At 71.9% G+C, this 23,684-nt stretch carries 20 protein-coding genes and 1 other RNA gene; 5 read left to right on the top strand and 16 right to left on the bottom strand.

Features of this window, described 5'->3' with window-relative positions:
• Positions 1-213: 213 nt before the first annotated feature.
• Complete coding sequence (gene murA / locus IE264_RS00325; RefSeq protein WP_015608864.1) at positions 214-1,554, top strand: UDP-N-acetylglucosamine 1-carboxyvinyltransferase; 1,341 nt, start codon at positions 214-216, stop codon at positions 1,552-1,554.
• 52 nt (positions 1,555-1,606) lie between these two features.
• Here murA and IE264_RS00320 read toward each other — a convergent pair whose 3' ends face one another.
• Positions 1,607-2,488 carry an AraC family transcriptional regulator gene (locus tag IE264_RS00320; RefSeq protein ID WP_373301898.1) on the bottom strand — a complete coding sequence of 294 codons (882 nt, stop codon included), beginning with the start codon at positions 2,486-2,488 and terminating at the stop codon, positions 1,607-1,609.
• Here IE264_RS00320 and IE264_RS00315 point away from each other — a divergent pair.
• Positions 2,487-2,969: a DUF2000 family protein gene (locus tag IE264_RS00315; protein ID WP_032759056.1), complete on the top strand. Its 483-nt coding sequence runs from the start codon at positions 2,487-2,489 to the stop codon at positions 2,967-2,969. The genes IE264_RS00320 and IE264_RS00315 overlap by 2 nt on opposite strands.
• A 114-nt stretch (positions 2,970-3,083) precedes the next feature.
• On the opposite strand, the gene IE264_RS00310 is transcribed toward IE264_RS00315, so the two are convergent.
• The 6 genes from IE264_RS00310 to IE264_RS00285 form a co-directional block, all read right to left on the bottom strand.
• Positions 3,084-3,365, bottom strand: a complete 282-nt coding sequence (locus tag IE264_RS00310) for an HU family DNA-binding protein (protein WP_003968811.1) — start codon at positions 3,363-3,365, stop codon at positions 3,084-3,086.
• 396 nt (positions 3,366-3,761) lie between these two features.
• Positions 3,762-5,198 (bottom strand): NAD-dependent malic enzyme, encoded by a 1,437-nt coding sequence (locus tag IE264_RS00305; RefSeq protein WP_015608867.1) that lies wholly within the window; start codon positions 5,196-5,198, stop codon positions 3,762-3,764.
• A gap of 447 nt (positions 5,199-5,645) precedes the next feature.
• Positions 5,646-8,030 carry a HelD family protein gene (locus tag IE264_RS00300; RefSeq protein WP_015608868.1) on the bottom strand — a complete coding sequence of 795 codons (2,385 nt, stop codon included), beginning with the start codon at positions 8,028-8,030 and terminating at the stop codon, positions 5,646-5,648.
• A 118-nt stretch (positions 8,031-8,148) separates the two neighbouring features.
• The gene (locus tag IE264_RS00295) at positions 8,149-9,096 is read right to left on the bottom strand and encodes an anti-sigma factor family protein (protein ID WP_032759055.1); all 948 of its coding nucleotides are present in this window, start codon (positions 9,094-9,096) and stop codon (positions 8,149-8,151) included.
• A complete protein-coding gene (locus IE264_RS00290; protein WP_063605777.1) occupies positions 9,093-9,680 on the bottom strand; it encodes a sigma-70 family RNA polymerase sigma factor in 588 nt (195 codons plus the stop codon). The genes IE264_RS00295 and IE264_RS00290 overlap by 4 nt, the downstream gene beginning before the upstream one ends.
• 114 nt (positions 9,681-9,794) lie before the next feature.
• Positions 9,795-10,460, bottom strand: a complete 666-nt coding sequence (locus IE264_RS00285; protein ID WP_032759054.1) for a CGNR zinc finger domain-containing protein — start codon at positions 10,458-10,460, stop codon at positions 9,795-9,797.
• A gap of 93 nt (positions 10,461-10,553) precedes the next feature.
• Here IE264_RS00285 and IE264_RS00280 point away from each other — a divergent pair, with 93 nt between their 5' ends.
• Positions 10,554-11,186, top strand: coding sequence for a GNAT family N-acetyltransferase (locus tag IE264_RS00280; protein ID WP_051821949.1), 633 nt, complete (start codon positions 10,554-10,556; stop codon positions 11,184-11,186).
• On the opposite strand, the gene IE264_RS00275 is transcribed toward IE264_RS00280, so the two are convergent.
• The 6 genes from IE264_RS00275 to IE264_RS00250 form a co-directional block, all read right to left on the bottom strand.
• On the bottom strand, positions 11,138-12,280 hold the full coding sequence (locus IE264_RS00275) for a uroporphyrinogen-III synthase (protein ID WP_032759051.1): 1,143 nt from the start codon (positions 12,278-12,280) through the stop codon (positions 11,138-11,140). The genes IE264_RS00280 and IE264_RS00275 overlap by 49 nt on opposite strands.
• A gap of 144 nt (positions 12,281-12,424) precedes the next feature.
• Positions 12,425-13,756: a nitrate/nitrite transporter gene (locus IE264_RS00270; protein ID WP_032759050.1), complete on the bottom strand. Its 1,332-nt coding sequence runs from the start codon at positions 13,754-13,756 to the stop codon at positions 12,425-12,427.
• Between the two features lie 151 nt (positions 13,757-13,907).
• Positions 13,908-15,176, bottom strand: coding sequence for an acyltransferase family protein (locus IE264_RS00265; RefSeq protein ID WP_078657569.1), 1,269 nt, complete (start codon positions 15,174-15,176; stop codon positions 13,908-13,910).
• Positions 15,173-17,320 carry a bifunctional polysaccharide deacetylase/glycosyltransferase family 2 protein gene (locus IE264_RS00260; RefSeq protein WP_032759095.1) on the bottom strand — a complete coding sequence of 716 codons (2,148 nt, stop codon included), beginning with the start codon at positions 17,318-17,320 and terminating at the stop codon, positions 15,173-15,175. Before IE264_RS00260 ends, IE264_RS00265 begins: the two co-directional genes overlap by 4 nt.
• 138 nt (positions 17,321-17,458) lie before the next feature.
• Positions 17,459-18,127 (bottom strand): hypothetical protein, encoded by a 669-nt coding sequence (locus IE264_RS00255; protein ID WP_032759048.1) that lies wholly within the window; start codon positions 18,125-18,127, stop codon positions 17,459-17,461.
• A 161-nt stretch (positions 18,128-18,288) separates the two neighbouring features.
• Positions 18,289-19,260: a LysR family transcriptional regulator gene (locus tag IE264_RS00250; protein ID WP_032759047.1), complete on the bottom strand. Its 972-nt coding sequence runs from the start codon at positions 19,258-19,260 to the stop codon at positions 18,289-18,291.
• 102 nt (positions 19,261-19,362) lie between these two features.
• Between IE264_RS00250 and IE264_RS00245 the strand changes: the two genes are divergently transcribed.
• Entirely contained in the window at positions 19,363-20,811 is a 1,449-nt protein-coding gene (locus IE264_RS00245; RefSeq protein WP_032759046.1) for an MFS transporter, read from the top strand.
• 92 nt (positions 20,812-20,903) lie between these two features.
• Entirely contained in the window at positions 20,904-21,407 is a 504-nt protein-coding gene (locus tag IE264_RS00240) for a GNAT family N-acetyltransferase (protein WP_032759045.1), read from the top strand.
• A gap of 67 nt (positions 21,408-21,474) precedes the next feature.
• Here the strand turns inward: IE264_RS00240 and ssrA are convergent.
• The 3 genes from ssrA to IE264_RS00225 all read right to left on the bottom strand — a co-directional run bounded on the left by ssrA (position 21,475) and on the right by IE264_RS00225 (position 23,656).
• Positions 21,475-21,862: a transfer-messenger RNA gene (gene ssrA / locus IE264_RS00235) on the bottom strand.
• A gap of 99 nt (positions 21,863-21,961) precedes the next feature.
• On the bottom strand, positions 21,962-22,450 hold the full coding sequence (gene smpB / locus IE264_RS00230; RefSeq protein WP_031125230.1) for an SsrA-binding protein SmpB: 489 nt from the start codon (positions 22,448-22,450) through the stop codon (positions 21,962-21,964).
• An 18-nt stretch (positions 22,451-22,468) separates the two neighbouring features.
• Positions 22,469-23,656, bottom strand: a complete 1,188-nt coding sequence (locus tag IE264_RS00225) for a S41 family peptidase (RefSeq protein ID WP_051821948.1) — start codon at positions 23,654-23,656, stop codon at positions 22,469-22,471.
• Positions 23,657-23,684: the final 28 nt, after the last annotated feature.

Here is a 23,684-nt window from a genome sequence, read left to right as displayed (position 1 = left end):
CAGCTCAGGGCGCACGGAGGCACGGGGAGCGCACCGCGCGGGGGGTGTGGAGGGGGCCATCCGGACGGTGACCCTCCGCAAGATCAGGTGCGCGGAGGGTGTTGTGGCGGATTCATGACGTTCGTACACCCCCCTTCGCCTTACGGAAGGGGGGTAGTAGGCCATTACCCTTTTCGTTGGCCCCCTGCCCGACCACTCCGGAACGCGAGATACATGACCGGCACAGACGATGTCCTGCTTGTCCACGGCGGCACCCCGCTGGAGGGCGAGATCCGCGTCCGAGGCGCCAAGAACCTGGTGCCGAAGGCAATGGTCGCCGCGCTGCTCGGCAGCGGGCCCAGCCGTCTCCGCAACGTTCCCGACATCCGTGACGTACGGGTCGTCCGAGGACTGCTGCAGCTGCACGGCGTCACCGTCCGCCCCGGCGACGAGCCGGGCGAACTGATCCTCGACCCCTCGCACGTCGAGAGCGCGAACGTCGCCGACATCGATGCCCACGCGGGCTCGTCGCGCATCCCGATCCTCTTCTGCGGCCCGCTGCTGCACCGCCTCGGCCACGCCTTCATCCCGGGCCTGGGCGGCTGCGACATCGGCGGCCGGCCGATCGACTTCCACTTCGAGGTGCTCCGCCAGTTCGGCGCGACCATCGAGAAGCGGGCGGACGGCCAGTACCTGGAGGCCCCGCAGCGGCTGCGCGGCACCAAGATCCGGCTGCCGTACCCCTCGGTGGGCTCCACCGAGCAGGTGCTGCTCACCGCCGTCCTCGCCGAGGGCGTCACCGAGCTGTCCAACGCGGCCGTCGAGCCGGAGATCGAGGACCTCATCTGCGTACTGCAGAAGATGGGCGCGATCATCTCCATGGACACCGACCGGACCATCCGGATCACCGGTGTCGACAAGCTCGACGGATACACCCACCGGGCGATCCCGGACCGTCTGGAGGCGGCCTCCTGGGCGTCTGCGGCGCTGGCGACCGAGGGCAACATCTACGTGCGCGGCGCCCAGCAGCGCTCGATGATGACCTTCCTGAACACCTTCCGCCGGGTCGGCGGCGCCTTCGAGATCGACGACGAGGGCATCCGCTTCTGGCACCCGGGCGGCGCGCTCAACGCCATCGCGCTGGAGACGGACGTCCACCCCGGCTTCCAGACCGACTGGCAGCAGCCCCTGGTGGTGGCGCTGACGCAGGCCGCGGGGCTGTCCATCGTCCACGAGACGGTGTACGAGTCGCGGCTCGGCTTCACCTCGGCGCTCAACCAGATGGGTGCGCACATCCAGCTCTACCGGGAGTGCCTGGGCGGCTCGGACTGCCGCTTCGGCCAGCGCAACTTCCTGCACTCGGCGGTCGTCTCGGGACCGACGAAGCTCCAGGGCGCCGATCTGGTCATCCCCGACCTGCGCGGCGGCTTCTCGTACCTGATCGCGGCGCTGGCGGCCCAGGGGACCTCCCGGGTGCACGGCATCGACCTGATCAACCGCGGCTACGAGAACTTCATGGACAAGCTCGAAAAGCTCGGCGCGAAGGTGGAACTGCCGGGCGGTTCACTCGTCTGACCGCACAGCGCTGCCGCACACAGCACTGCGCGAACACGGCGCCCCGGTCCCCTCACAGGGGGCCGGGGCGCCGTGCTGTCCGGGAACGCGCGTATCGCCCTGGCGTCGTCCCCGCGATCCGCTTGAAGTGCCGGGTGAGATGGGACTGGTCGTGGAAGCCGACGGCGGTCGCCGCCTCGCCGGGCGGCACCCCGTCGAGCAGCAGGCGGCGGGCCCGGTCGACCCGGCGGGACGTCACGTACTGGTGCGGCGCGATCGCGTAGGCCGCGCTGAACGCCCGTACGAGATGGGTGGGGTGCGCGTGGACCAGCCGGGCGGCCTCCGCCAGGGTGATGCCCCGGTCCAGCCGCTCGTCCAGGAGCTCGCGCAGGTCCTGGGCGACTCCCGGGCCGGGCGGCGGGCTCACAGGGGCCTGTGCGGGGCGCAGATGGCCTCTCAGCCGCTCCCCGACGAACGCCAGGCGGCTCTCCGCCTCCAGCGCGTCGCCCGGGTCCGCCAGGGCCGTGTGGAGCCGGGCGACGCGGGTGCGCAGCAGCGGGTCGGCGAGGTCGGGGGTGTCCACGGCAGGCCCGATGTAACCCGCGTCGAGCTGCGTCATGTCCAGGTAGAGCACCCGTTTGCGGAAGCCGTCCGAGGTCGCGGGCGAACCGTTGTGCGGGACCTGCGGCGGCAGCAGGCTCACCGTGCCGCCGGGGGTGCCCCGCTCATGGCGGTCCAGGTCGTAGCGGACGGCGCCGTCGTCGACGATCAGGAGCGTCCAGGCGTCGTGCACGTGCATGGGGTAGGCGTGCTCGGTGAAGCGGGCGTGGAAGACCTCCACGACGCCCGGGACCGCCGGACGCCAGGCCGAGATCTCCTGCCGTGCCTGTTGCCTTGGCGTCACGCAAAGAACGTACAAGACCCTGCCCGGGGCCACCGGCCAGTCTCGGACCATGAGAAACACGTACGAGACCGGAAGCGGAACCATGGCCACCGACGATGCCCCCGTCCGCTTCGAGACGAAGATCGCCTTCGACACGAAGATCGCGGTGCTGCTCCGCGACGACCTGGAGACCTGGCAGCGCCTGAACGTGACCGCCTTCCTGGTCAGCGGCCTGGGGACGGCGGCGCCCGAGGTGATCGGCGAGCCCTACGAGGACGCCGACTCCACGACGTACCTGCCGATGCTCCGGCAGCCGGTGCTGGTCTTCGAGGGGGCCAAGGAGACGCTGGCCGCCGCGCACACGAAGGCGCTCTCCCGGTCCCTGGTGACGGCCGTGTTCACCTCGGACCTGTTCGGCACGGGGAACGACCGGGACAACCGGGCGGCGGTACGGGCGGTGGGGCGGGACGCGCTGGATCTGGTGGGGCTGGCCGTGTACGGGCCGCGCAACGCCGTGGACAAGGTCCTCAAGGGCGCGCGGATGCATCCCTGACCATTCCGGGCGGCCCGCGGCGTGCGGGGGCCTGTGCGGGGCGCATGTGCCCCTGGCATGCGCGAGGGCGGCCACCCCTGGTCGGGGGTGGCCGCCCTCCTTGCGCCTTGAGGGTTACTTACCCTTGGCGGCTTCCTTGAGCTTCGAGCCCGCGGAGACCTTCACGCTGTAGCCGGCGGGGATGTTGATCGGGTCGCCGGTCTGCGGGTTGCGAGCGGTGCGAGCGGCACGGTGGGTGCGCTCGAAGGTCAGGAAGCCGGGGATGGTGACCTTCTCGTCGCCCTTGGCGACGATCTCACCGACGGTCTCGGCGAGCGCGGCCAGCACGGCGTCGGCGTCCTTGCGAGTCACCTCGGCGCGGTCGGCCAGGGCGGCCACCAGCTCACTGCGGTTCATGTTGTTACTCCCGTGTTCTTCTTGCCTGTGAGGCGTGAGATCGAAGCCGATGCTGCCAGGGCCCTCTGACAGTCCCCGGACCCGGGTCTGATGTCAGACCCTCGCGCCCGATTACGCATCCTGCCCCCACCTGCGGCGGGAAAGCCAATCCGGAACCCTTCAGGGTCAACGAAAAGCGCCACTGTTTGCTCGTGGTGACGTTCCGTCGGCTTCCCTTAGCGGTCCGCAGCGGATGCCGGGCCCTACGGGGCCCACTGCCCGCCCACCCTAAAGGGGCGTTTGGGGCGCCGCGACCCGCGACGCGCCGTACGGCACGGGCGGGTGCGGCCCGGGGTGTTTCGCGGGTACCCCTTGAGGGACCCGCGAAACAGGGGGAAAGCGGTGGGGACGGTCGGGTCAGACGGAGGTGGAGGTTTCCGTACCGGTGCCCGCCGCGGCCTTGGCGGCCGCGCGGACGGCTCCGGCGACCGCGCCGGCGACCTTGTCGTTGAAGACCGAGGGGATGATGTAGTTCGCGTTGACCTCGTCCTCGGCGACCACGTCGGCGAGGGCTCCGGCGGCGGCGAGCATCATCTCCGTGTTGACGGTGCGGGACTGGGCGTCCAGCAGACCGCGGAAGACACCCGGGAAGACCAGCACGTTGTTGATCTGGTTGGGGAAGTCGGAGCGGCCGGTGGCGACGACGGCGGCCGTCTCGCGGGCGATCGCCGGGTCGACCTCGGGGTCCGGGTTCGCGAGCGCGAACACGATCGCACCGTCCGCCATCGCCGCGACGTCGTCGCCGTTCAGGACGTTCGGGGCGGAGACGCCGATGAAGACGTCGGCGCCGACGACGGCCTCCTTGAGGGTGCCGGTGACGCCCTCGGGGTTGGTGTTGTCGGCGATCCAGCGCAGCGGCGAGTCGGGGTCGGCGGCGACGAGGTCCTCGCGTCCGGCGTGCACGACGCCGTGGATGTCGGCGACGACGGCGTGCTTGACGCCCGCGGCGATCAGGAGCTTCAGGATGGCCGTACCGGCGGCTCCGGCACCGGACATGACGACCCGTACGTCACCGATGCTCTTGCCCACCACGCGCAGGGCGTTGGTCAGGGCGGCCAGGACGACGATGGCGGTGCCGTGCTGGTCGTCGTGGAAGACGGGGATGTCCAGGGCCTCGCGCAGCCGGGCCTCGATCTCGAAGCAGCGGGGTGCGGAGATGTCCTCCAGGTTGATGCCCGCGAAGCCGGGAGCGATCGCCTTGACGATCGCGACGATCTCATCGGTGTCCTGGGTGTCCAGGCAGATCGGCCAGGCGTCGATGCCCGCGAAGCGCTTGAAGAGGGCCGCCTTGCCCTCCATGACGGGCAGCGCGGCCATCGGGCCGATGTTGCCGAGACCGAGCACCGCGGAGCCGTCCGTCACGACTGCGACGGAGTTGCGCTTGATGGTGAGGCGGCGTGCGTCCTCGGGGTTCTCGGCGATGGCCATGCAGACCCGGGCGACGCCGGGGGTGTAGATCATCGAGAGGTCGTCACGGTTGCGGATGGGGTGCTTGGACGCCATCTCGATCTTGCCGCCGAGGTGCATGAGGAACGTACGGTCGGAGACCTTGCCCAGCACGACGCCCTCGATGTCGCGCAGACCTTCGACGATCTCGTCCGCGTGCGAGGTGGAGGAGGCCGCGATCGTGACGTCGATCCGCAGCTTCTCGTGGCCGGACGCTGTGACGTCGAGGCCGGTGACCGACCCCCCGGAGGACTCGACCGCCGTGGTGAGCTGGGAGACCGCGGTGCCGCTCGCGGGCACCTCCAGCCTGACCGTCATCGAGTACGAGACGCTGGGCGCCGTTGCCATGGCCGAGTCCTTCGCTTTCCTGAAGCTTCATTGCCGCGTATCCGGAACGCTCGTTCCGGTCACGCTTCCCGATCGTCGCACCTACCGACTGGTAGCAGGTAATGACTGCCATCTTTCGGAAAGTGTTTTCCACCATACGAGAAGTCACCCGTTCGGCGGAACCCCCAACGGGGTTCGCGAACAGAAAAGACCCCTGGAACAAGAACAGACCCGCGCCACCATCAGGTGACGCGGGTCTGTCTTTTTCACTTGAGTGGCACCGACCCGCCATGCTCGCCTCGCGGCAAGTGGTCGCTCGAAGCGACGAAGGTTGGGCCCGGGGGCTTGGATCGAGTCGGTGCCAGTACCAAGGTAACAAAGACCCCGGAGAAGTGATTCCCGTGCGACAGGTTGACTCGCGCGCCGTCACGTCCCAGCAGGTCCGGGTCGCTCCCCCAGCAGGTCCGGTCACTCCCTCAGCAGGTCCGGCACCCCGTCCTCGTCCGGCATGTCCCGCTCCCCCGAGACCACCGTGAGCTGCTGGGTGGCCCGGGTCAGCGCCACGTACAGCACCCGCAGCCCCGCCGGGGACTCGTCCGCGATCTCCGCGGGCGAGACGACCACCGTGGCGTCGTACTCCAGCCCCTTCGCCTCCAGGCTGCCCAGCGCCACCACCCGCTCCCCCAGCTCGGCGAGCCACTCACGGGCCTGGGCGCGGCGGTTCATCGCCACGACCACGCCGACCGTGCCGTCCACCTCCGCCAGCAGCCGCCGCGCCTCCTCGCGGACAGTGGCGGCCAGGTCGCCGCCCTCCACCGGGACGAAGCGCGGCACCACCCCGGTCGAACGGACGGCCGACGGGGACTCCATGCCGGGCATGGCGAGCGCCAGCACCTTCGCCGCCAGCTCCGCGATCTCGGCCGGGTTGCGGTAGTTGACCGTGAGGGTGAAGCGGCGGCGCGGCCGGGAGCCGAGCGCCTCGTCCCGGGCCGCGGCCGCCTCGTCCGGGTCGGACCAGGAGGACTGTGCCGGGTCCCCGACGATGGTCCAGGTGGCGTGGCGGCCCCGGCGGCCGACCATGCGCCACTGCATGGGCGTCAGGTCCTGCGCCTCGTCGACGATGACGTGGGCGTACTCGGTGCGCTCCGCCGCGAGCCGCTCGGCCCGCTCCCACTGGGTCTCCTCGCGCTGCGGCATCAGCTCCTCGAGGCCCGAGAGGTGGTCCAGCGGGTCCGCCTCGCGCTTCCGCTTCGGCCGCACGACCGTGCCCAGCAGCGCCTGGAGCTCGTCCAGGAGCGCCACGTCGTGGACGGAGAGCGGACCGCCGCCGTCCGCGTCCAGCCGCTTCAGGGAGCGCGCCAGGCGCCGCACCTCGCCCTGGTTGAGGATGCGCCGCGACCAGCGGGCCAGCCGCCGCTCGTCGGACATGGCGGCCAGCACCCGGCGCGGGGTGAGCTCGGGCCACCAGGCGTTCAGGAACTCCAGGAACGGCGTCTCGGTGGAGACGTCCTCGTCGAAGGACGAGCGCAGCTCCGCCACCAGCTGCGGGTCGGTGTAGCGGCCGCGCCCCGAGGACTTGCTCCACAGGGCGTCGAGCAGCAGCTTGCGGGCGCGCGGGCGCAGCAGGTTGACGGGGGCGGTGCCGCTCAGCACGTTGTTGCGGATGCGCTGGAGGTCGTCGGCCTCCAGCTCGACCCGGGCGCCGAAGGCGACGACGCGCAGCCGGTTCGGGGTGGCGGCGGGTGCCGTCGCCCCGTCGGCGGGCTCCTCGCCGAAGGAGAGCTGGCCCTCCTGCCGGGGTGCGGGCCGGCCGCCCTGCTCCAGAGCGCCCCGGGCCGCCTTGCGCAGCACGTGGAGCATCCGGGACGAGCCCTTGATACGGGCCACGGCCGGTTCGTCGTACGTCGTCGCGCCGGCGGTGCCCGCCGCCTCGTCGGAGAGCGAGCCGACCGCGCGGATCGCGACCTGGCCCTCCTCGCCGAGCGAGGGCAGCACCCCCTCGGTGTAGGCGACCAGGAGCGGGGTCGGGGAGACAACGAGGATGCCGCCCGCGTACCGCCGCCGGTCCTGGTAGAGGAGGTAGGCGGCCCGGTGCAGGGCGACCGCCGTCTTCCCGGTGCCGGGGCCGCCGGTGACCTCCGTGACGGAGGCGGCGGGGGCCCGGATCACCAGGTCCTGCTCGGCCTGGATGGAGGCGACGATGTCCCGCATGGTGTGGCTGCGGGCCTGGCCGAGCGCCGCCATCAGGGCGCCGTCGCCGATCACCGGCAGCTTCCCGCCGTCCAGGTACGCCGTCAGCTCCGGGCGCATCAGGTCGTCCTCGACCCCGAGGACCTTGCGGCCCTTGGAGCGGATGACCCGGCGGCGTACCACCCGGCCCGGCTCCTTCGGGGTGGAGCGGTAGAACGGGGCGGCGGCCGGGGCCCGCCAGTCGATCACCAGCGGCGCGTAGTCGGAGTCCAGGACCCCGATCCGGCCGATGTGGAGCGTCTCGGCGATGTCCGCGGTGGCGTCCTCCCGTACGGCGTCGTCGGCCGGCTCGACGGAGGTGAACGCGCCGTCGGGGCCGCGCTCACCGTCCTTGCCGAGGAGCAGGTCGATCCGCCCGAAGAGGAAGTCCTCGAACTCGTTGTTCAGCCGGTTGAGGTGGACGCCCGCCCGGAAGACCTGGGCGTCCCGTTCGGCGAGGGCGCCGGGCGTGCCGACCTGCCCGCGTTTGACGGCGTCGTGCATGAGAAATTCCGCCTCGTCGATCTTCTCTTCGAGACGGTGGTAAACGCGGTCCAGATGATCCTGCTCGACACCGATTTCCCGGTCCCGCAGCGAATCGACAGCGGCATCCTGCGCGGCCACCGAGGCCCCCTTCTGACGTGCATCGGGCAGCCGTCAACCCTATGCGAAGGGGGGCCTTCGCGCACCTGTCGTCCGCATGGCGAGTGTTGCGATTACGCGTCGGAACGAGCGGGTCCGCTCAGGCGCCGATCTCCACCAGCCGCTCCCCGTCGAACGTACGTACCTCGAAGCGGTCGATGTCCTCGCGGGCCATCGCCGCCCCGCCGTGCACGTACAGCGGGGACTTCGCCGAAGCGTGCGGCGAGTCCTCGATGCCGTACCCCCACTGCGGGACGGACCACGAGGTCACGACCTCCTCCTCGCCGGTCTTGGAGACGGCGACGAGCGTGCACTTCTGCGGGCCTTTGACGTTCTTGAGCTCCAGGACCGTGTGGGTGCCCCACGCCTTCTTCTCCATGCCGACCGTCGCGCCGACCCGGGTGGTGGGGTCGGTCCCCGACACCTTCTCCGTCATGTGCTGGAAGAAGGCGTCCTCGGCCGGGCTGGTGGGGTGCGGGTCCCCGACTGCGACGTTGCGGCCGCCGTCCCCGTCGCCCGCCGTGACGGCGACCGCGGCGACCGGGCCGCCGATGATCAGCGCCGCGGCCGCGGCGATCAGATACCGGCTGCGCCGGGTGCGCCGGTGCCTGCGGTGCGCGACCTCGTCCATCAGCCCGCCGAGGACCTTGGGCGCGGGCCGCTCGGGGACGTGCGGTACGGGACGGGCCCCGGGCACGGCCGCGGGCGCCTCGGCCAGCATCGCGAGCACGGGCTCCATCCCGGCGAACTCGTCGAGATGCGCCGAGCACCGGGCGCAGCCCGCCAGGTGGGCCTCGAAGGCGCTCGCCTGGGCGTCGTCCAGGATGCCCAGGACATAGGCGGCGGCAGCGTCGTGCTCTGACCCTTCGGGCTCCCCGCCGTACGGCGGCTCGGGGCCGGTGGGGCCGGAGGGGTACGAGGGGCCGGAGGGATAGTGGTGATGGGCCGCACCTGAGGGGTGGGCGGAGCCATCGGGGTACGAGGGACCGGTGGGCGTACGGGGTCCGGGCGGCCGGGGCCCGAACGGCTGCCACTGCTGGTCGCTCATGCCGTGATCCCCCTCTCTTCGAGTGCGAGCTTCATCGAACGGAGTGCGTAGAAGACCCGGGAACGCACGGTGCCGCTGGGGATGCCGAGCGCCTCGGCGGCCTCGTTCACCGTACGTCCCTTGAAGTAGGTCTCGACCAATGCTTCCCGGTGCGCGGGGGTCAAATCTTCGAGCGCGTCCGACAGCGTCATCAGCCACAGCGCCTTGTCGATCTCGTCCTCCGCGGGAATGACCTCCAGCGGCGACGGATCGACCTCGCGCGGCCGGGCCTGCCGGCTGCGGTGGTTGTCGATGACGATGCGCCGGGCGACCGTCACCAGCCAGGGTCGGACGGAGCCGGTGGCCCGGTTGAGCCGGCCGGCGTTCTTCCAGGCACGGATGAGCGTCTCCTGCACGACGTCCTCGGCCCGTTGGCGGTCGCCCGCCACGAGCCGGAGAACGTACGCGAGCAGCGGCCCGGCATGTTCGCGGTAGAGCGCCCGCATCAGCTCCTCGTCCGGTATTCCGGCCGGGGGCGTGGGCGGCTCACTACGATGTCGAGCCCTGTGCGGACGGTCATCGGCCACGGCCGCATCCTTGCGCACCCGAACCTCCTGGTCGAGACCCTGAATGGAGCTCTTCGGGGATGGGTACGGGATCGGGCCGCGGATCATTCAACGCCCGGGTCTATTTTTTTCCCGGGGTGGATCGCGGCCGTCTCACGGACTGCCGTCGGCCGCCGTGCCGGAGGACGCGCCCGCGGTACGCCGCCGGTGCCTGGCGACCCGTTCGCGGTTGCCGCAGACCTCGCCGGAGCACCAGCGGCGCCGGCCCCCGCGCGAGGTGTCCAGGTAGAGCCGGTGGCAGGACCCGCCGGCGCAGCGGCGCAGCGCGCCCCGTGCCACCGGGTCGGTGAGCAGGTCCACCACGTCCCTGGCCACGACCGCGAGGAGCCCCGCGCAGTCGGGTTCGGCGCTCAGGGTCCGTACCAGCGCGCCGCCCTCGCCGCGCACCGCGCGCGGGCCCGGCGGGGCCGCCGCGGCAAGGGAGTTGACCCGGTCCAGGGCGTTCCCGTCGCGTGGGCCGCCGAGTTGGGCAGCCGAGGGGTCGATCTGCCCTCCGGACCAAGCGAGTTGGGCCGACATCAGCCGGTCCACGTCCGCCCGCAGCTCACGGAAACGGGTGAGCCAGGTGGCGTCCAGCGCGTCGAGCGCCGTGCCCGGCGGGACGAGCCGGGCGGCGGTCAGCCAGTCGGCGAGCCGCCCCGGTCCTTCGAGCTGTTCCCGGGCCCGGGGTGTCCCGCCGGCGGGCCCGGTGGCCACCAGGTCGAGACAGATCCGGCCGGAGTCGAACCGCCACACGTACGCGCCCCTGCCCGCTGCCATGTGCCTGTCACCGCCTCGGGGTCACCGGTCGGATGCCACCCCCCAGAGTGCCCCCGGCGGGGCCCGCCCGTAACCCCCGCTACCGTGACGGCCATGAACGATCACGGGGGAAGGCCCGGGGGAACCCCTGTGGCGGACGTCACGCTCACCGCCGGGGCCCTGCTGCTTCGCGCCTGGCGCGAGGAGGACGTACCGGCGCTGCTGGAGGCGTACGACGATCCGGTGATGCGGCAGTGGGTGCGGATGCCGGTGTCCACGCCCGAGGAGGCCGCCCGCTGGGTGGAGGTGCAGCGCGAGGGGTGGGAGTCGGGCACCCGGTTCAGCTTCGCCGTGACGGACACCGGCCGGGACGGGGAGCTGGTCGGCAACCTCGCACTGAAGCGGCCGGGGCAGGGCGCCGAGCGGGCCGAGGTCGGTTACTGGACGGCGGCGCGGGCGCGCGGGCGTGGCGTGGCGCCCCGGGCCCTGGAGGCGCTCACCGCCTGGGCGTTCACGGCCTTCGCCGCCGAGGGGCTGGTCCGTCTGGATCTGCTGCACCAGGTGGACAACGTGGCTTCCTGCCGGGTGGCGGAGAAGTCCGGTTACGCGTTCGCGGAGCTGCTGGGCGCTCTGCCGCCGGAGTTCCCGCTGGACGGCCATCTGCATGTGCGTCGGGCGCCGTCGGGAGGGGCCCCCATTCAGCGTGCCCCCGGTGTGTCCCCCGTCGGGTCCAGCGACAGCCGGTAGCCGCGTTTGACGACGGTCTGGATCAGCCGGGGCGCCCCCAGTGCGGCGCGCAGCCGGGCCATCGCCGTCTCCACCGCGTGTTCGTCGGTGCCGCTGCCGGGCAGGGCCCGCAGCAGGTCGGCGCGGGCCACCACCCAGCCGGGGCGGCGGGCCAGGGTGTGCAGGAGGGCCATGCCGGCGGGTGGTACCGCGCGCAGTTCGTCGTCGACCAGCACGGCGTGGCCCCGGATCTCGACGCGGTGGCCGGCGACGGGCAGGACCCGGGCCGTGGTGGGGAGGTGGGCGCAGACCAGCTGGACGAGCGGGCCGAGGCGGAAGCGTTCGGGCTGGACGGTGGGGATGGACCGGGCCTGGAGCGGGAGGGCGGTGACCGGTCCGACGCAGGCGGCCAGGACGTCGTCGCGCAGCGCCCCGAGGATCTCCGGGAGGAGCCCGCGGGCCTCCGCGCGGCCCAGGAACGAGGCGGAGGCGGGGGCGCTGGTGAAGGTGACGGCGTCCAGGCCCCGGGCTGCGGTGGCGTCGAGCAGCCGGTCGAGCGGGGCGATGTCCTGCGGCGGCATCCAGCGGTAGACGGGTACGCCGATGACCTCGGCGCCCGCCGCCTGGAGGGACTCGATGAAGCCGGGCAGCGGTTCGCCGTGCAGCTGGAGGGCGATACGGCGGCCCTCGACGCCCTCGCCGAGGAGCCGGTCGAGGACTTCGGCCATCGATTCGGACCCGGGTGACCAGGCCTCGGTCAGCCCGGCGGCCCGGACGGATCCCTTGACCTTGGGCCCCCGGGCGAGGAGTTCGACACCGCGCAGCCGCTCCAGGAGTGCGTCGCCGATGCCCCAGCCGTCGGCGGCCTCCACCCAGCCCCGGAAGCCGATCGCGGTGGTGGCGACCACCACATCGGGGGCGTGGTCGATCAACTCCTTGGTCGCATTGAGGAGTTCGCTGTCGTCGGCGAGCGGAACGATCCGCAGGGCCGGGGCCTGGTGGACGACGGCGCCGCGCCGCTTGAGGAGGGTGCCGAGCTCCTCGGCGCGGCGGGCGGCGGTCACCCCGACCGTGAAGCCCGCGAGGGGGCCGTGCGTTGTGCCGTCGTCCTGCATGGCGTGTTCCCGGCTCTCGTGTCCTGCTGATGCGCGATGGTGCGGAGGCCCGAGACTGCCAACGGTGCGTGACAGCCTCGGTTCCCCCGTATTTCCCGGCCGTTACGTCGCCGGTCGCCGGAGCGTCGCCCTCCTGGAGGGCTGCTACACCTCTGCGTAACGGATCTGCGGCTTCGCCGGTACGGCCGCGGGGCGGCGAAGGTATACCGCCCAGGTGAGCGCCGAGCACACCGCGTAGAAGGCGAGGAAGGACCAGAAAGCGGCCGTTCCGGTGCCGGAGGCCTGGAACGACTGGCGGAAGACGAGGTTGATCGCGAGGCCGCCGAGCGCGCCGACGGCTCCGATGAAGCCCATGGCAGCCCCGGAGAGCCGCCGTCCGTGGGCGGCGGCCGCCTCACCGTCGAGCCCCTTCGCCAGCGCCTGGGCGTGGAAGATGCCGGGGATCATCTTGTACGTCGATCCGTTGCCCAGCCCGGTCAGGACGAACAGGGCGGTGAAGCCGACGAGGAAGACGGGGAGGGAGGCGGTGGCGGAGGCGAAGATGACGACCCCGGTGGCGGCTCCCATCGCGGCGAAGGCGGCGAGGGTGATCCGGGCACCGCCGTGCCGGTCGGCGAGCCTGCCGCCGACGGGGCGGATCAGGGAGCCCAGCAGCGGGCCGACGAAGGTGAGCGAGGCGGCCTGGAGCGGGGTGCGGCCGAACTGGGTCTGGAGCACCAGGCCGAAGGCGAAGCTGTAGCCGATGAACGAGCCGAAGGTGCCGATGTAGAGCGCCGACATGATCCAGGTGTGCGGATCGCGGACGGCCTCCTTCGCGGCCCCGGTGTCGTTGCGTACGGGCCGGAGGTTGTCCATGTACAGCGCGGCGCAGACGGCGGCCACGACGATCAGCGGGATGTACACCCCGAGCACGATCCGGGGGTGGGCCGCGCCCAGCGTGCCGATGACGAGGAGGCCGATGAGCTGGACGACGGGGACGCCGATGTTGCCGCCGCCCGCGTTGAGCCCCAGCGCCCAGCCCTTCTCGCGGAGCGGGAAGAAGGCGTTGATGTTGGTCATCGAGGAGGCGAAGTTGCCGCCGCCGATCCCGGTGAGCGCGGCGACCGCCACGAAGGTGCCGTACGAGGTCCCCGGTTCCATCACCCAGAACGCGGCGAGCGTCGGGACGAGCAGGCCGACCGCGGTGAAGACGGTCCAGTTGCGGCCGCCGAACCGGGCGACGGCGAAGGTGTACGGCACCCGGACCAGCGCCCCGACCAGGGTGGCGGTGGAGATCAGGAAGAACTTTCCGGCCGGGTCGATGCCGTACTCCGGTCCCATGAACAGGACCATCACCGACCACAGGGTCCAGACGGAGAATCCGATGTGCTCGGAGAGCACGGAGAACCACAGGTTGCGGCGGGCGACGCGCTCGCCCTTCTCCCGCCAGAACGTCTCGTCCTCCGGCTCCCAGCTCTCGATCCAACGGCCTGCCATCACGCGCCTCCACAGGGGGGTCGGGGTGGTGTCCCCGTCGCTGCGGGGTGTTGTCCCGACGCTAGGGAGCGCGCGTTTCGGTGCGGTGCCGTGAGGTGACCGGTGGGCAACCTTGCTCTCACCGGGCCGTTGCCGGCCCGGTGAGATGCGGTCAGCTGCGGCCGTCCGGCCAGAGCTGCGGGCGGCGCTTGGCCGCGACGTCCTCGGCCCAGCCGAAGGCGAGCACGCAGAGCGCGATGAGGGCCCAGGTGACGAGCAGGACGGGGATCCAGCTCTCCAGCAGCCAGGGCACGTTCTCGCTGAGCGCGTCCACGGACCAGAGCCGGTCGTAGAGCGTGGCGGCGGTCAGGATGCAGACGTTGTGCCAGAGGTAGACGGTGACCGCCCGCGAGTTGAGCAGGGTGATCGGCCGGTCGAAGGCCCGCAGCCGCCTCGGCCACTCGGTCCAGGACGGGCTGTAGTGCAGCAGGAGCAGGACGCACCCGAAGGACCAGAGGGCCTGGGCCAGCGGGATGGAGTCCAGGTCGAAGCCGCTGCGGAACCCCTCGTGGCTCGCCCACCACAGTCCGGCACCCGCGAAGAGCGGGGCGATGGACGGCACGATGTAGGCGGGCAGCCGCTTGAGGACACCCTCCTGGTGGGCCATGCCGAGGACCCAGCAGGCGCCGAAGGTGGAGAAGTCGGTGATCGCGGAGTCGAGGCGTTCGGTGGTGGAGAACAGTTCCAGGCGCATGACGACGGAGAGCGCCAGCGGCGCGAGCAGCGTCGGCCAGGGCAGCTTGCGCAGGCAGCGCAGGAGCAGCGGCGAGAACAGGACGAACCAGAGGTAGGCCCGGATGTACCAGAGCGGCCCGGCCAGGTCCTCGGGCCAGCTCTCGCCGAGGATCCCCTCGATGCCCGCCACGTCGTAGGCGTACGGCGGGTCGCTGAGCGGCAGGATCCAGTACGTCAGGTGCTGCCACCACCAGCCGGGGTGGCCCTCGGCGTCCGGGCCCCAGCCCTGGGCGACCATGCCGGTGACGCCGATCGCGCCGAGCAGCCAGAGCGGCGGCAGGAGCCGGCGGACGCGGCTGCGGATCACCTGGGCGGCGGGCCGCTTGAGGGAGCGGGCCATCAGGGTCCCGGCCAGGGCGAACATGACGCCCATGGAGGGGAAGACGATGGGCAGCCAGGCCCAGCCGGTGAGGTGGTAGAGGACGACCCGGAAGAGGGCGAGGGCCCGCAGCAGGTCGAAGTACCGGTCACGGACGGGGCCCCGGCGTGCGGGGGCCGGGGACCCGGCCCCACTCCCGGCCGCGTTCCCGTCCGCGTTCTGGGCCCCGTTCCCGGTCTCGGGCGGGAGGAGCGGGCCGGTCGTCGGCAGGGGCGGTCCCGCGGGCGGGAAGGGGGAGCCGGCCGTCGGGAAGGTCGGGGCGGTCATACGTACGGCCTCCGGTCCACGGCTCCGAACCCGGCGTCGGCGCCGGGTCCCTGCGGGCGCTGGGCGGACGTCCCGCCGGGCGCCTCCACCGCGCCGGTGCGGCGCAGCTTCTGCCAGCGCAGCCGGCCGCCGGTGAGAGCGGTGATCCACGACTGGAGCAGCACGACGTACATGAGCTGCCGGTACAGGATCTGCTGGAGCGGCAGCGAGATCAGATGGACCATCCGCTCCTTGTCCAGCCGGAACGCGTACGCGGCGCAGACGGCCTGCACCACCAGCACGCCGAACCACGCGGCGACGGTCTTGCCGGTCGGGCCGAAGACCAGCCCGTACAGCAGGAAGACGTCGATGAGGGGCGCCAGCAGCGGGGCGACGACCATGAAGAGGGAGACGAACGGCAGCCCGACCCGGCCGAAGCGGCCCGAGGGCCCGCGCTCGATCACCGCGCGGCGGTGCTTCCAGATGGCCTGCATGGTGCCGTAGGACCACCGGTAGCGCTGCGACCAGAGCTGCTGCACGGACTCCGGCGCCTCGGTCCAGGCGCGGGCGTTCTCCGCGTAGACCACGCGCCAGCCGTCCCGGTGCAGGGCCATGGTGACGTCGGTGTCCTCGGCGAGGGTGTCCTCGCTCATGCCGCCGACCCGCTCCAGGGCCTCGCGGCGGAACGCCCCGACGGCGCCGGGGATGGTGGGCATGCAGCCCAGGACGTCGTACATCCGGCGGTCCAGGTTGAAGCCCATCACGTACTCGATGTGCTGCCAGGCGCCGATCAGCGAGTCGCGGTTGCCGACCTTGGCGTTGCCCGCGACGGCTCCGACCCGGGGGTCGGCGAAGGGCTGGACCAGCTCGCCGACGGTGGACGGCTCGAAGACGGTGTCGCCGTCCATCATCACGACGATGTCGTAGCGGGCGTGCCGGATGCCGTTGTTGAGGGCGGCCGGCTTGCCCGCGTTCTGCTGGCGCACCACCCGTACGCCGGGCAGCCGCATCGCCTCGACCAGGTCGGCCGTGCCGTCGGTGGAGCCGTCGTCGATGACGATGATCTCGATCGGGTGCTCGCTGACGGCCAGCGAGCGCACGGTCGCCTCGATGCACTCGCGTTCGTTGTACGCGGGCACCAGGACGGAGACCGGGCGGGTGAGGGGCTCGCCCCAGCTGAAGTCCTTGCGGCGGACCTTGCGGGCGTGCAGGAAGGAGAGCAGCAGCATCAGCCCGAAGCGGGCCAGGACCAGGACGCCGATGGCGGCGAGGCCGACCACCAGGACGCCGGTGACCCGCTCGGAGACGGCGACGGCGGAGACGAACGCCTTGCCCTTCCACAGCGCGAAGCCGGTGACCGGGGTGTGCGCGCTGGGGGCGTCGAGCGCGGTGGTGAGCCGGGTGAAGGTGTAGCCCTGCTCCTTGAGGTCCGGCAGCAGGGTGTCGAGCGCGGCCACGGTCTGCGAGCGGTCGCCGCCGGAGTCGTGCATCAGGATGATGGCGCCCTTGCCGTCCTTGGGCGTGGCGCGCTCGACGATGGCGCGGACGCCGGGGCGCTTCCAGTCCTCGCTGTCGGTGTCGTTGACGACGGTGAGGTAGCCGCGCCTGCCGATGTACTCGGTGACCGGCCAGGACTTGTTGTCCATGGCGTACGAGAAGGAGGAGTACGGCGGCCGGAAGATCGAGGTGCGGATGCCGGCCGCGCCCGCCAGCGCCAGCTGGTTCTGTGACAGCTCCCAGTCGATGCGCTCGGTGGACTGGTAGGAGAGGTCGGGGTGGTTGAAGGTGTGCAGCCCGATCTCGTGGCCCTCGGCGACCATCCGCTCGACCAGCTCGGGGTGGCGGGCGGCCATGTTGCCGGTGACGAAGAAGACGCCGTGGGCGCCGTACTCCTTCAGCTTGTCGAGCACCTTCGGCGTCCACACCGGGTCGGGCCCGTCGTCGAAGGTCAGGACGATCCGGCGGTCGGGTATGCGCAGCGTCGTGGCGTCGCCGGAGCGGGCGTCGATGACAGGTCCGCCGGAGCGGACGTCCTTGGGCACCTGGGTGTTGCTGTCGGCGTCGCGGACCCGGTGGTCGGCGAGGATCTCGCTGTGCACATAGCCGCGCAGCATCAGCATGGCGAGCAGGGCGACCAGCAGCATGAAGGGCAGGAGGTAGCGCATCGGGAGCTTGCGGCGGTTCCGCTTGCGCACGTTCTTCTTCCGTGCGGTGCGCGGGCCCGCGGGCTGCTGGGGTCCGGTGTGCTTCCCTGCGGTCCGCTGGGACCGGTCGTGCCTGCCCCGCGGGGCGGGGTGTGTCATTTAGAGGGCGCTCTCTTCTAGCACCGGAGGTTCCGGGGTCTCGGCGGGAGCGCTCGTACTGACGGTGGGCTCCGGCTCGGGTGACGGCGGCGGGGTGGAGACGGGCGGTTTGGGGGCCGAGGAGGTGGCGGCCGGTTTCGTGGCGCCGCCGCCGGTGGAGCCCGGGGGTGTCACGGACGTGGAGGCGGACGGGGTGCGTCCGGCCGATCCGGCGGGGACGGTGACGGAGGTGGCCGAGGGTTCCGCCGCGCCGGAGGCACCGGGCTCCGGGGTGCCGCTCGGACCGGTCGCGCCGGGGGCCGGGTCCAGGTCGTCGGAGGGCTCCGCGGAGTCGCTCGGCGCGGGACGCACCTCGGCCTCCTCCGCCTTCGCCTCCTCCTTCTGCCCGGAGAGCGGCAGCCAGGGGGCGGTGGAGTTGCCGCCGAGGACGGCGAAGACCAGCGTCACGGCGTACGCGGCACAGAGCGCGGCGACCACCCAGCCGAGCCGGCGGTAGGTCTTGCTGCGGCGGCCGCTCTCGTCGACGAAGACCGGACCGTCGGAACCGCCCGCCGGGACGGGCTCACCGGGCAGCTCGGCGAGCTGGCGGCCCAGGCCGTCCAGCTGGATGGTGACGTCATTGGGTTCATGCGTATGCCCGTTCTGGGCACCTTCGCGCCAATTTTCCACAGATGCAGCCCATCCCCCACTCAACGGACAGGCGCTGAAAAATTGACCGGTTCTTTACTGTTGGGCGGATCCCACACCGTCAACGAGAACTGGCATTCATGCACCCGGAGGACGAATGTAGCGCACGACATTGACGCCCAAGTCCCCCTGAACGGAGTTGATCAGGAACGGTTGCGCATCAGTGACAGATCGCCCTCCGGCAGCCATGCGCCGGGCGGGGGTACGAGCCAGCCTTTTGCAGTACCCAACTGGGCAGATGCCGTACGCAGCGCGTCTATGCCGGGATGGTGCAGACCTTTGCGCCAGACCAGCGTCAGCGGCGAAAGCGGAATGGGATCGACGAGCGGGCGCAGCACGGCACCCGGCAGCGGCGGGAAGTCCATCACCGCCAGAACCGGGTGGCCCGCCTTGGCGATGACGCGCTGAAATTCGGCCACCCCCACGGCGAGCGGAACCGGCGGGGCCAGTTCGATGCCCCACGCGGCGAACAGCTGCGCGGCGAGGTCCGTCCACTCCCGCGTCCGCTCGTTGCCCGCCCCCGCGTAGACGGTCGTCCCGGACAGCTCGGACAGCGCGATGGCCTCACGCCCGGCCAGGGGGTGGGAGGCCTGCAGCATCAGAGCCATCGGCTCGTACCGCACGGGCTGTACGGAGAGCCCGGCGCGCACCCCCGGGGCGAGCCCGGCGGCCCGGCCGAAGGAGACGTCCAGCCGGCCGGCCAGGATCTCGGAGGCGGCCCAGGTCAGCCCGGACTCGAACCGCGCCATCAGCTCGCACTCCGGGGCGAGCTCACGGGCCCGCTCCAGCACCCGGGCGGCGGTCGTCCCGTCACTGTTCAGGTCGACCAGCAGCGGCCGGGCAGGGCCGCCGCTGAAGGCTGCGGCGAGGGCGTCGTGCGCGTCGAGCACCCGGCGTGCGTACGGGAGGAGGCGCTCGCCGTCCGGGGTGAGGGAGACCTGGCGGGTGGTGCGGACGAACAGCTCCGCACCGAGCTCGCGCTCCAGCCGGCGGATGTCCCGGCTCAGCGCCTGCTGGGCGACGAAGAGGCGGGCGGCGGCACGGGTGAAGTGCAGCTCCTCGGCCACGGCGAGGAAGGCGCGCAGGAGCCGGGGGGCGGGGTCGGGGGCGGGCACAGGGTGAATCTACAACGCGGCGGTCCATTGACAACAGGGGTGCGTGAATGGGCGGGCAGAAGGTGTTGGACCGGGGCGGCGTAGCGCGGCGAGGCTGGCCCCATGCCGAAACCCCCTGCCACCCGGCCCCGCCCCGCCGCCCTCCCCGCGCTCTCCCCCACCGCGCTGCTCGCGGTCACCGGCGGCCAGCTGGTCGCGGCACCGCGCACCGCGCCGGAGCCCGGGGGGCGTGCGGCGCCGAAGTCCGGGAGGCTTGCGGCGTTGGAGCCCGGGGGACGTGCGGCACCGGAGTCCGGAGCGCGTGCGGCATCGGAGGACGTACGCCGGCGGGCGGGGCGGCGTGAGGAGCGCCGGGCGGTTCGGCGGACGGTTCGGCGGACGCCCACCAACCCCTACCTCCGGCTGCTCGCCACCCCCGGGGCCCGCGCCTTCACGGCCGGCAACCTGATCGCCCGGCTCCCCATGGGGATGCTCGGCGTCAGCGCGATCATCATGATCGCCGGGTCCCGGGGCTCGTACGCCCTCGCCGGGGCGGTCACCGCGACCGGGCTCGCCGCGACGGCGGTCGTCGCGCCCTTCACGGCCCGGCTGGTGGACCGCTTCGGGCAGGCCAGGATCGCCGTGCCCGCGACCGCGCTCGCCGTGCTCGGATCCCTCGCGCTGGTGCTCTGCGTGCACTACGACGCCCCCGCCTGGACGCTCTTCGCCGCGTACGCCGCCACCGCGACCACCCCCAACACCGGCGGGATGTCCCGGGCCCGCTGGGCCCACCTCCACCGGGGCGACCAGGCGGCCCTGCACACCGCGAACTCCTTCGAACAGGCCGCCGACGAACTCTGCTTCATGCTCGGCCCGGTCGTCGCGGCGACGCTCTGCGGGGCGCTCTTCCCGGAGGCGGGCACGCTGGTGGGCGCGTTCCTGCTGATGACCGGCGTCCTGGTCTTCGCCGCCCAGCGCACGACGGAACCGCCGCCCACCCCCCGTAACCGCACGGCCGTCTCCCCCCTCCGCGCGCCGGGCATGCCCGCGCTGCTGGCGGTCTTCCTCGCCACGGGGGCGGTGTTCGGGGCGCTGGAGGTCGTCTCCATCGCCCATGCCGGGGGCGCGATCCTGGCGCTCCAGGCGGCGGGGTCCTGCGCGGCGGGGCTGCTCTACGGTTCGCTGCGGCCCGCCCGGAACGTCCACCGCAGGCTGCTGCTCTGTCTGACCGCGATGACCGCGCTGATGTCCCTGCCGCTGCTCGCCGCCTCCTCGACGGCATCCCTGCCCGTCCTGGCGCTCTGCCTGCTGCTCGCGGGTGCGGCGACCGCGCCCACCATGGTCACGGGCATGACGCTGGTCCAGCGGGCCACACCGCCGGGACAGTTGAACGAGGGCATGACGCTCTCGGTCACCGCACTGCTGGGCGGGGTGGCGGCCGGTGCGGCCGGGGGCGGCTGGCTGGTGGAGCACACGGGTACGGTCTCCGGCTACGCGGCTCCGATGGGCGCGGCGGCCCTCGCCCTGACCGTCGCCGCCGCCGCGGGGACGCTCAGGAGCCGGCCGGAATAGAAGCCGATCCGGGCGGGGTTGTCCGCTTCACCTGTTCCGGGCCGCACGGTTGTCCACTGTGGCCCGGCCATGTCATGGGGCAGGGTGGGGGCATGTCGAGCTACGAGACCATGCCCTTCCACCTGGAGACCGAGCGGCTGATACTGCGGCCGTGGGCGGAGTCGGACGCGGCCGAGTTCAGCGCCCTCCTCTCCGAACGCGGCGACGAGACGTACACGGTCGAACGCGGCCGCAAAGGGATCGTGGAGCTGCTCACCGCGACGGAGTCCACAGGAATCGCGCTGCTGCCCGTCCAGCGCCGCGAAGAGGGTGACTTCATCGGCTACTGCGGACTGATCATCGGCCGCTCCACCCTGGAGGAGCCCGAGATCGCGTACGAACTGTTCCGGCACGCGCACGGGCGTGGTTACGCCACCGAGGCGGCCCGCGCGGTGCTCGGCGCCGCCGCCGCGACCGGCCGAAACCGGCTCTGGTCCACCGTCGCCTCCTGGAACACGCCGTCGCTGCGCGTCCTGGAGAAGCTCGGGTTCGAGCGGGACCGCGTTTCCATGGAAGGCACCAAAGAAGTGGTGTGGCTCACCCGGTCGTTGCCGTGAAAAGCCCTGCGGCATGAAAAAACCTCTGCCCCGCGAGCGAACTCGCGGGGCAGAGGTTTACATGGGGTGGTGGAGATGGCGGGAATCGAACCCGCGTCCAACGGTGCGGAACCAGGGCTTCTCCGAGTGCAGTTCGCTGCGCTTTTCTCGGCCCCGGAGGTCACGCGAACAAGCCTCCGACAGGCCCAGCCACTGTTTGATTTCCTTCTAGGCCCCGTGGCCGGGCTTAGAAGTTTAGATCCCTAGTTGATGCCAGGATCCGGGTCGGGATCACCCCCGGGCTGACACTCCGCAGAGTCTTCGCTTAGCTGCTAATTAGGCAGCGAGGGCGAAGGCGGAGGAATCGCGCTTGGAATTGGCGATTATTGTTTGCGACATATGGTTTACGAGATCATTGCCGCTTCCTCGACTCGCTTCCCCTGCTTCGACATCCGCTGTCGAAACCGATCATCCCCATGTTGATTTTTCAAAACGCACACCTTCGCTGAGGTGCACGGCCCATCGTACGTGACCAACGCCGGACGATGCCAGCGTATTCCCCCGCAGGGGGCTCCTCAGGCGCTGCGCTGCCGCCTGCGGGCCGCCGAGATGGCGCGGTTCGTCTCCCTCGTGTCCTGCTTCTCGCGGAGCGTCTGGCGCTTGTCGTACTCCTTCTTGCCCTTCGCCAGCGCGATCTCGACCTTGACCCGGCCGTCCTTGAAGTACAGGGCGAGCGGCACGATCGTGTGGCCGCTCTCCTGGGACTTCGACTCCAGCTTGTCGATCTCGGCCCGGTGGAGGAGCAGCTTGCGCTTCCGCTTGGCCGTGTGGTTGGTCCAGGTGCCCTGGACGTACTCGGGTACGTGGATGTTGTGCAGCCACGCCTCGTGGTCGTCGATCTGGACGAACCCGTCGACCAGGGAGGCCCGGCCCATGCGCAGGGACTTCACCTCGGTGCCCATGAGCACGAGGCCGCACTCGTAGGTGTCGAGGATCGTGTAGTCGTGGCGCGCCTTCTTGTTCTGCGCGACCATCTTGCGCCCGGTGTCTTTTTCCTTAGCCATAGTGCGGTCATTTTCGCACTACGACCCACCCCCGAGGCCACTCAATACCGTCTCGGCCCGCTGCTGGGCCCTCTCGCCCGCCACCAGGTCGGGGGTGATGCCCCGGCCCTCGACGCTGCGGCCGGCCGGTGTGCGGTAGTGGCCCACGGTCAGCTCGGCCACCGAACCGCCCGGAAGCTCGCTGGGCATCTGCACGGAGCCCTTGCCGAAGGTGCGCGAACCGACGGTGACCGCGCGGCCGCGGTCCTGGAGGGCGCCGGTCAGCAGCTCGGCCGCGCTCATCGTGCCGCCGTCCACCAGGACCACCACGGGCCGCTCGGTGTCGCCGCCGGGATCCGCGTACAGGGCCTGCTGCTCCCCGCGCACGTCGTAGGTGGCGACCAGGCCGCCGTCCAGGAAGGCGGAGGCGGCGGTGACGGCCTCGGTGACCAGCCCGCCGGAGTTGGCGCGCAGGTCCAGGAGTATCCCGGCGTCCCGGGGCGCGGTGCGGACGGCGTCCCGTACCTCCTCGCCGGTCCCCTTGGTGAAGGCGGCGACCTTGACGAGGAGCGCCGAGGAGGGGCCGGTGCCCAGACGGCTCACGGTGACCGCGTCGGGGGTCAGGCGGGCGCGCCGCAGGGTCTGCGTGGAGGGCTTCCCCTCGCGTACGAGACCGAGGACGACGCGGGTGCCTTCCCCGGCCCCCGTACCGTCGCCACGCAGCAGGGCGACCACGTCGGTGACGGGGCGCCGGTCGACGCTGCGGCCGTCGATCGTGCGGAGCAGGTCGCCCGCGCGGATGCCGGCCCGGTCGGCGGGGCCGCCGGGCTGGACCCGGGAGACGGCGACGCCGCCGGTCGCGGTGCGGCGGGCGGAGAGGCCGACGCCCAGGTACGAGCCGTCCAGGGACTGCTCGAACTCCTCGTACTCCCGCTCGTCGTAGACCGCGCCCCAGCGGTCCCCGCTGCGGCTGACGACCTCCCCGGCCGCGTCCTTCACGGACTTCCCGTCGGCCTCGGCCTTCGCCGCCGCGTCCTCGATCTCCTCGCGGTCGACCGGCGAGGAGGTGGAGGCGACGGCACGGGCCGGGAGCTCGGGTACGGGGTCGGGGTCCTGCGGCAGCGAACCGGTCGCCGCACCGGTGGCGAGGACACACCCGAAGACCAATGTCAGGGCCGCCCCGCGGCAGAGGCCGCGGGGCCGGAAGCGGTGCGTACAACCCGACATGGCGCCGAGTCTAGGACAAGCCTCCTGG

Source organism: Streptomyces microflavus, assembly GCF_014650075.1.
Classification (GTDB): Bacteria; Actinomycetota; Actinomycetes; order Streptomycetales; family Streptomycetaceae; genus Streptomyces; species Streptomyces microflavus.
This window is presented reverse-complemented; position numbering and strand designations above follow the sequence as displayed.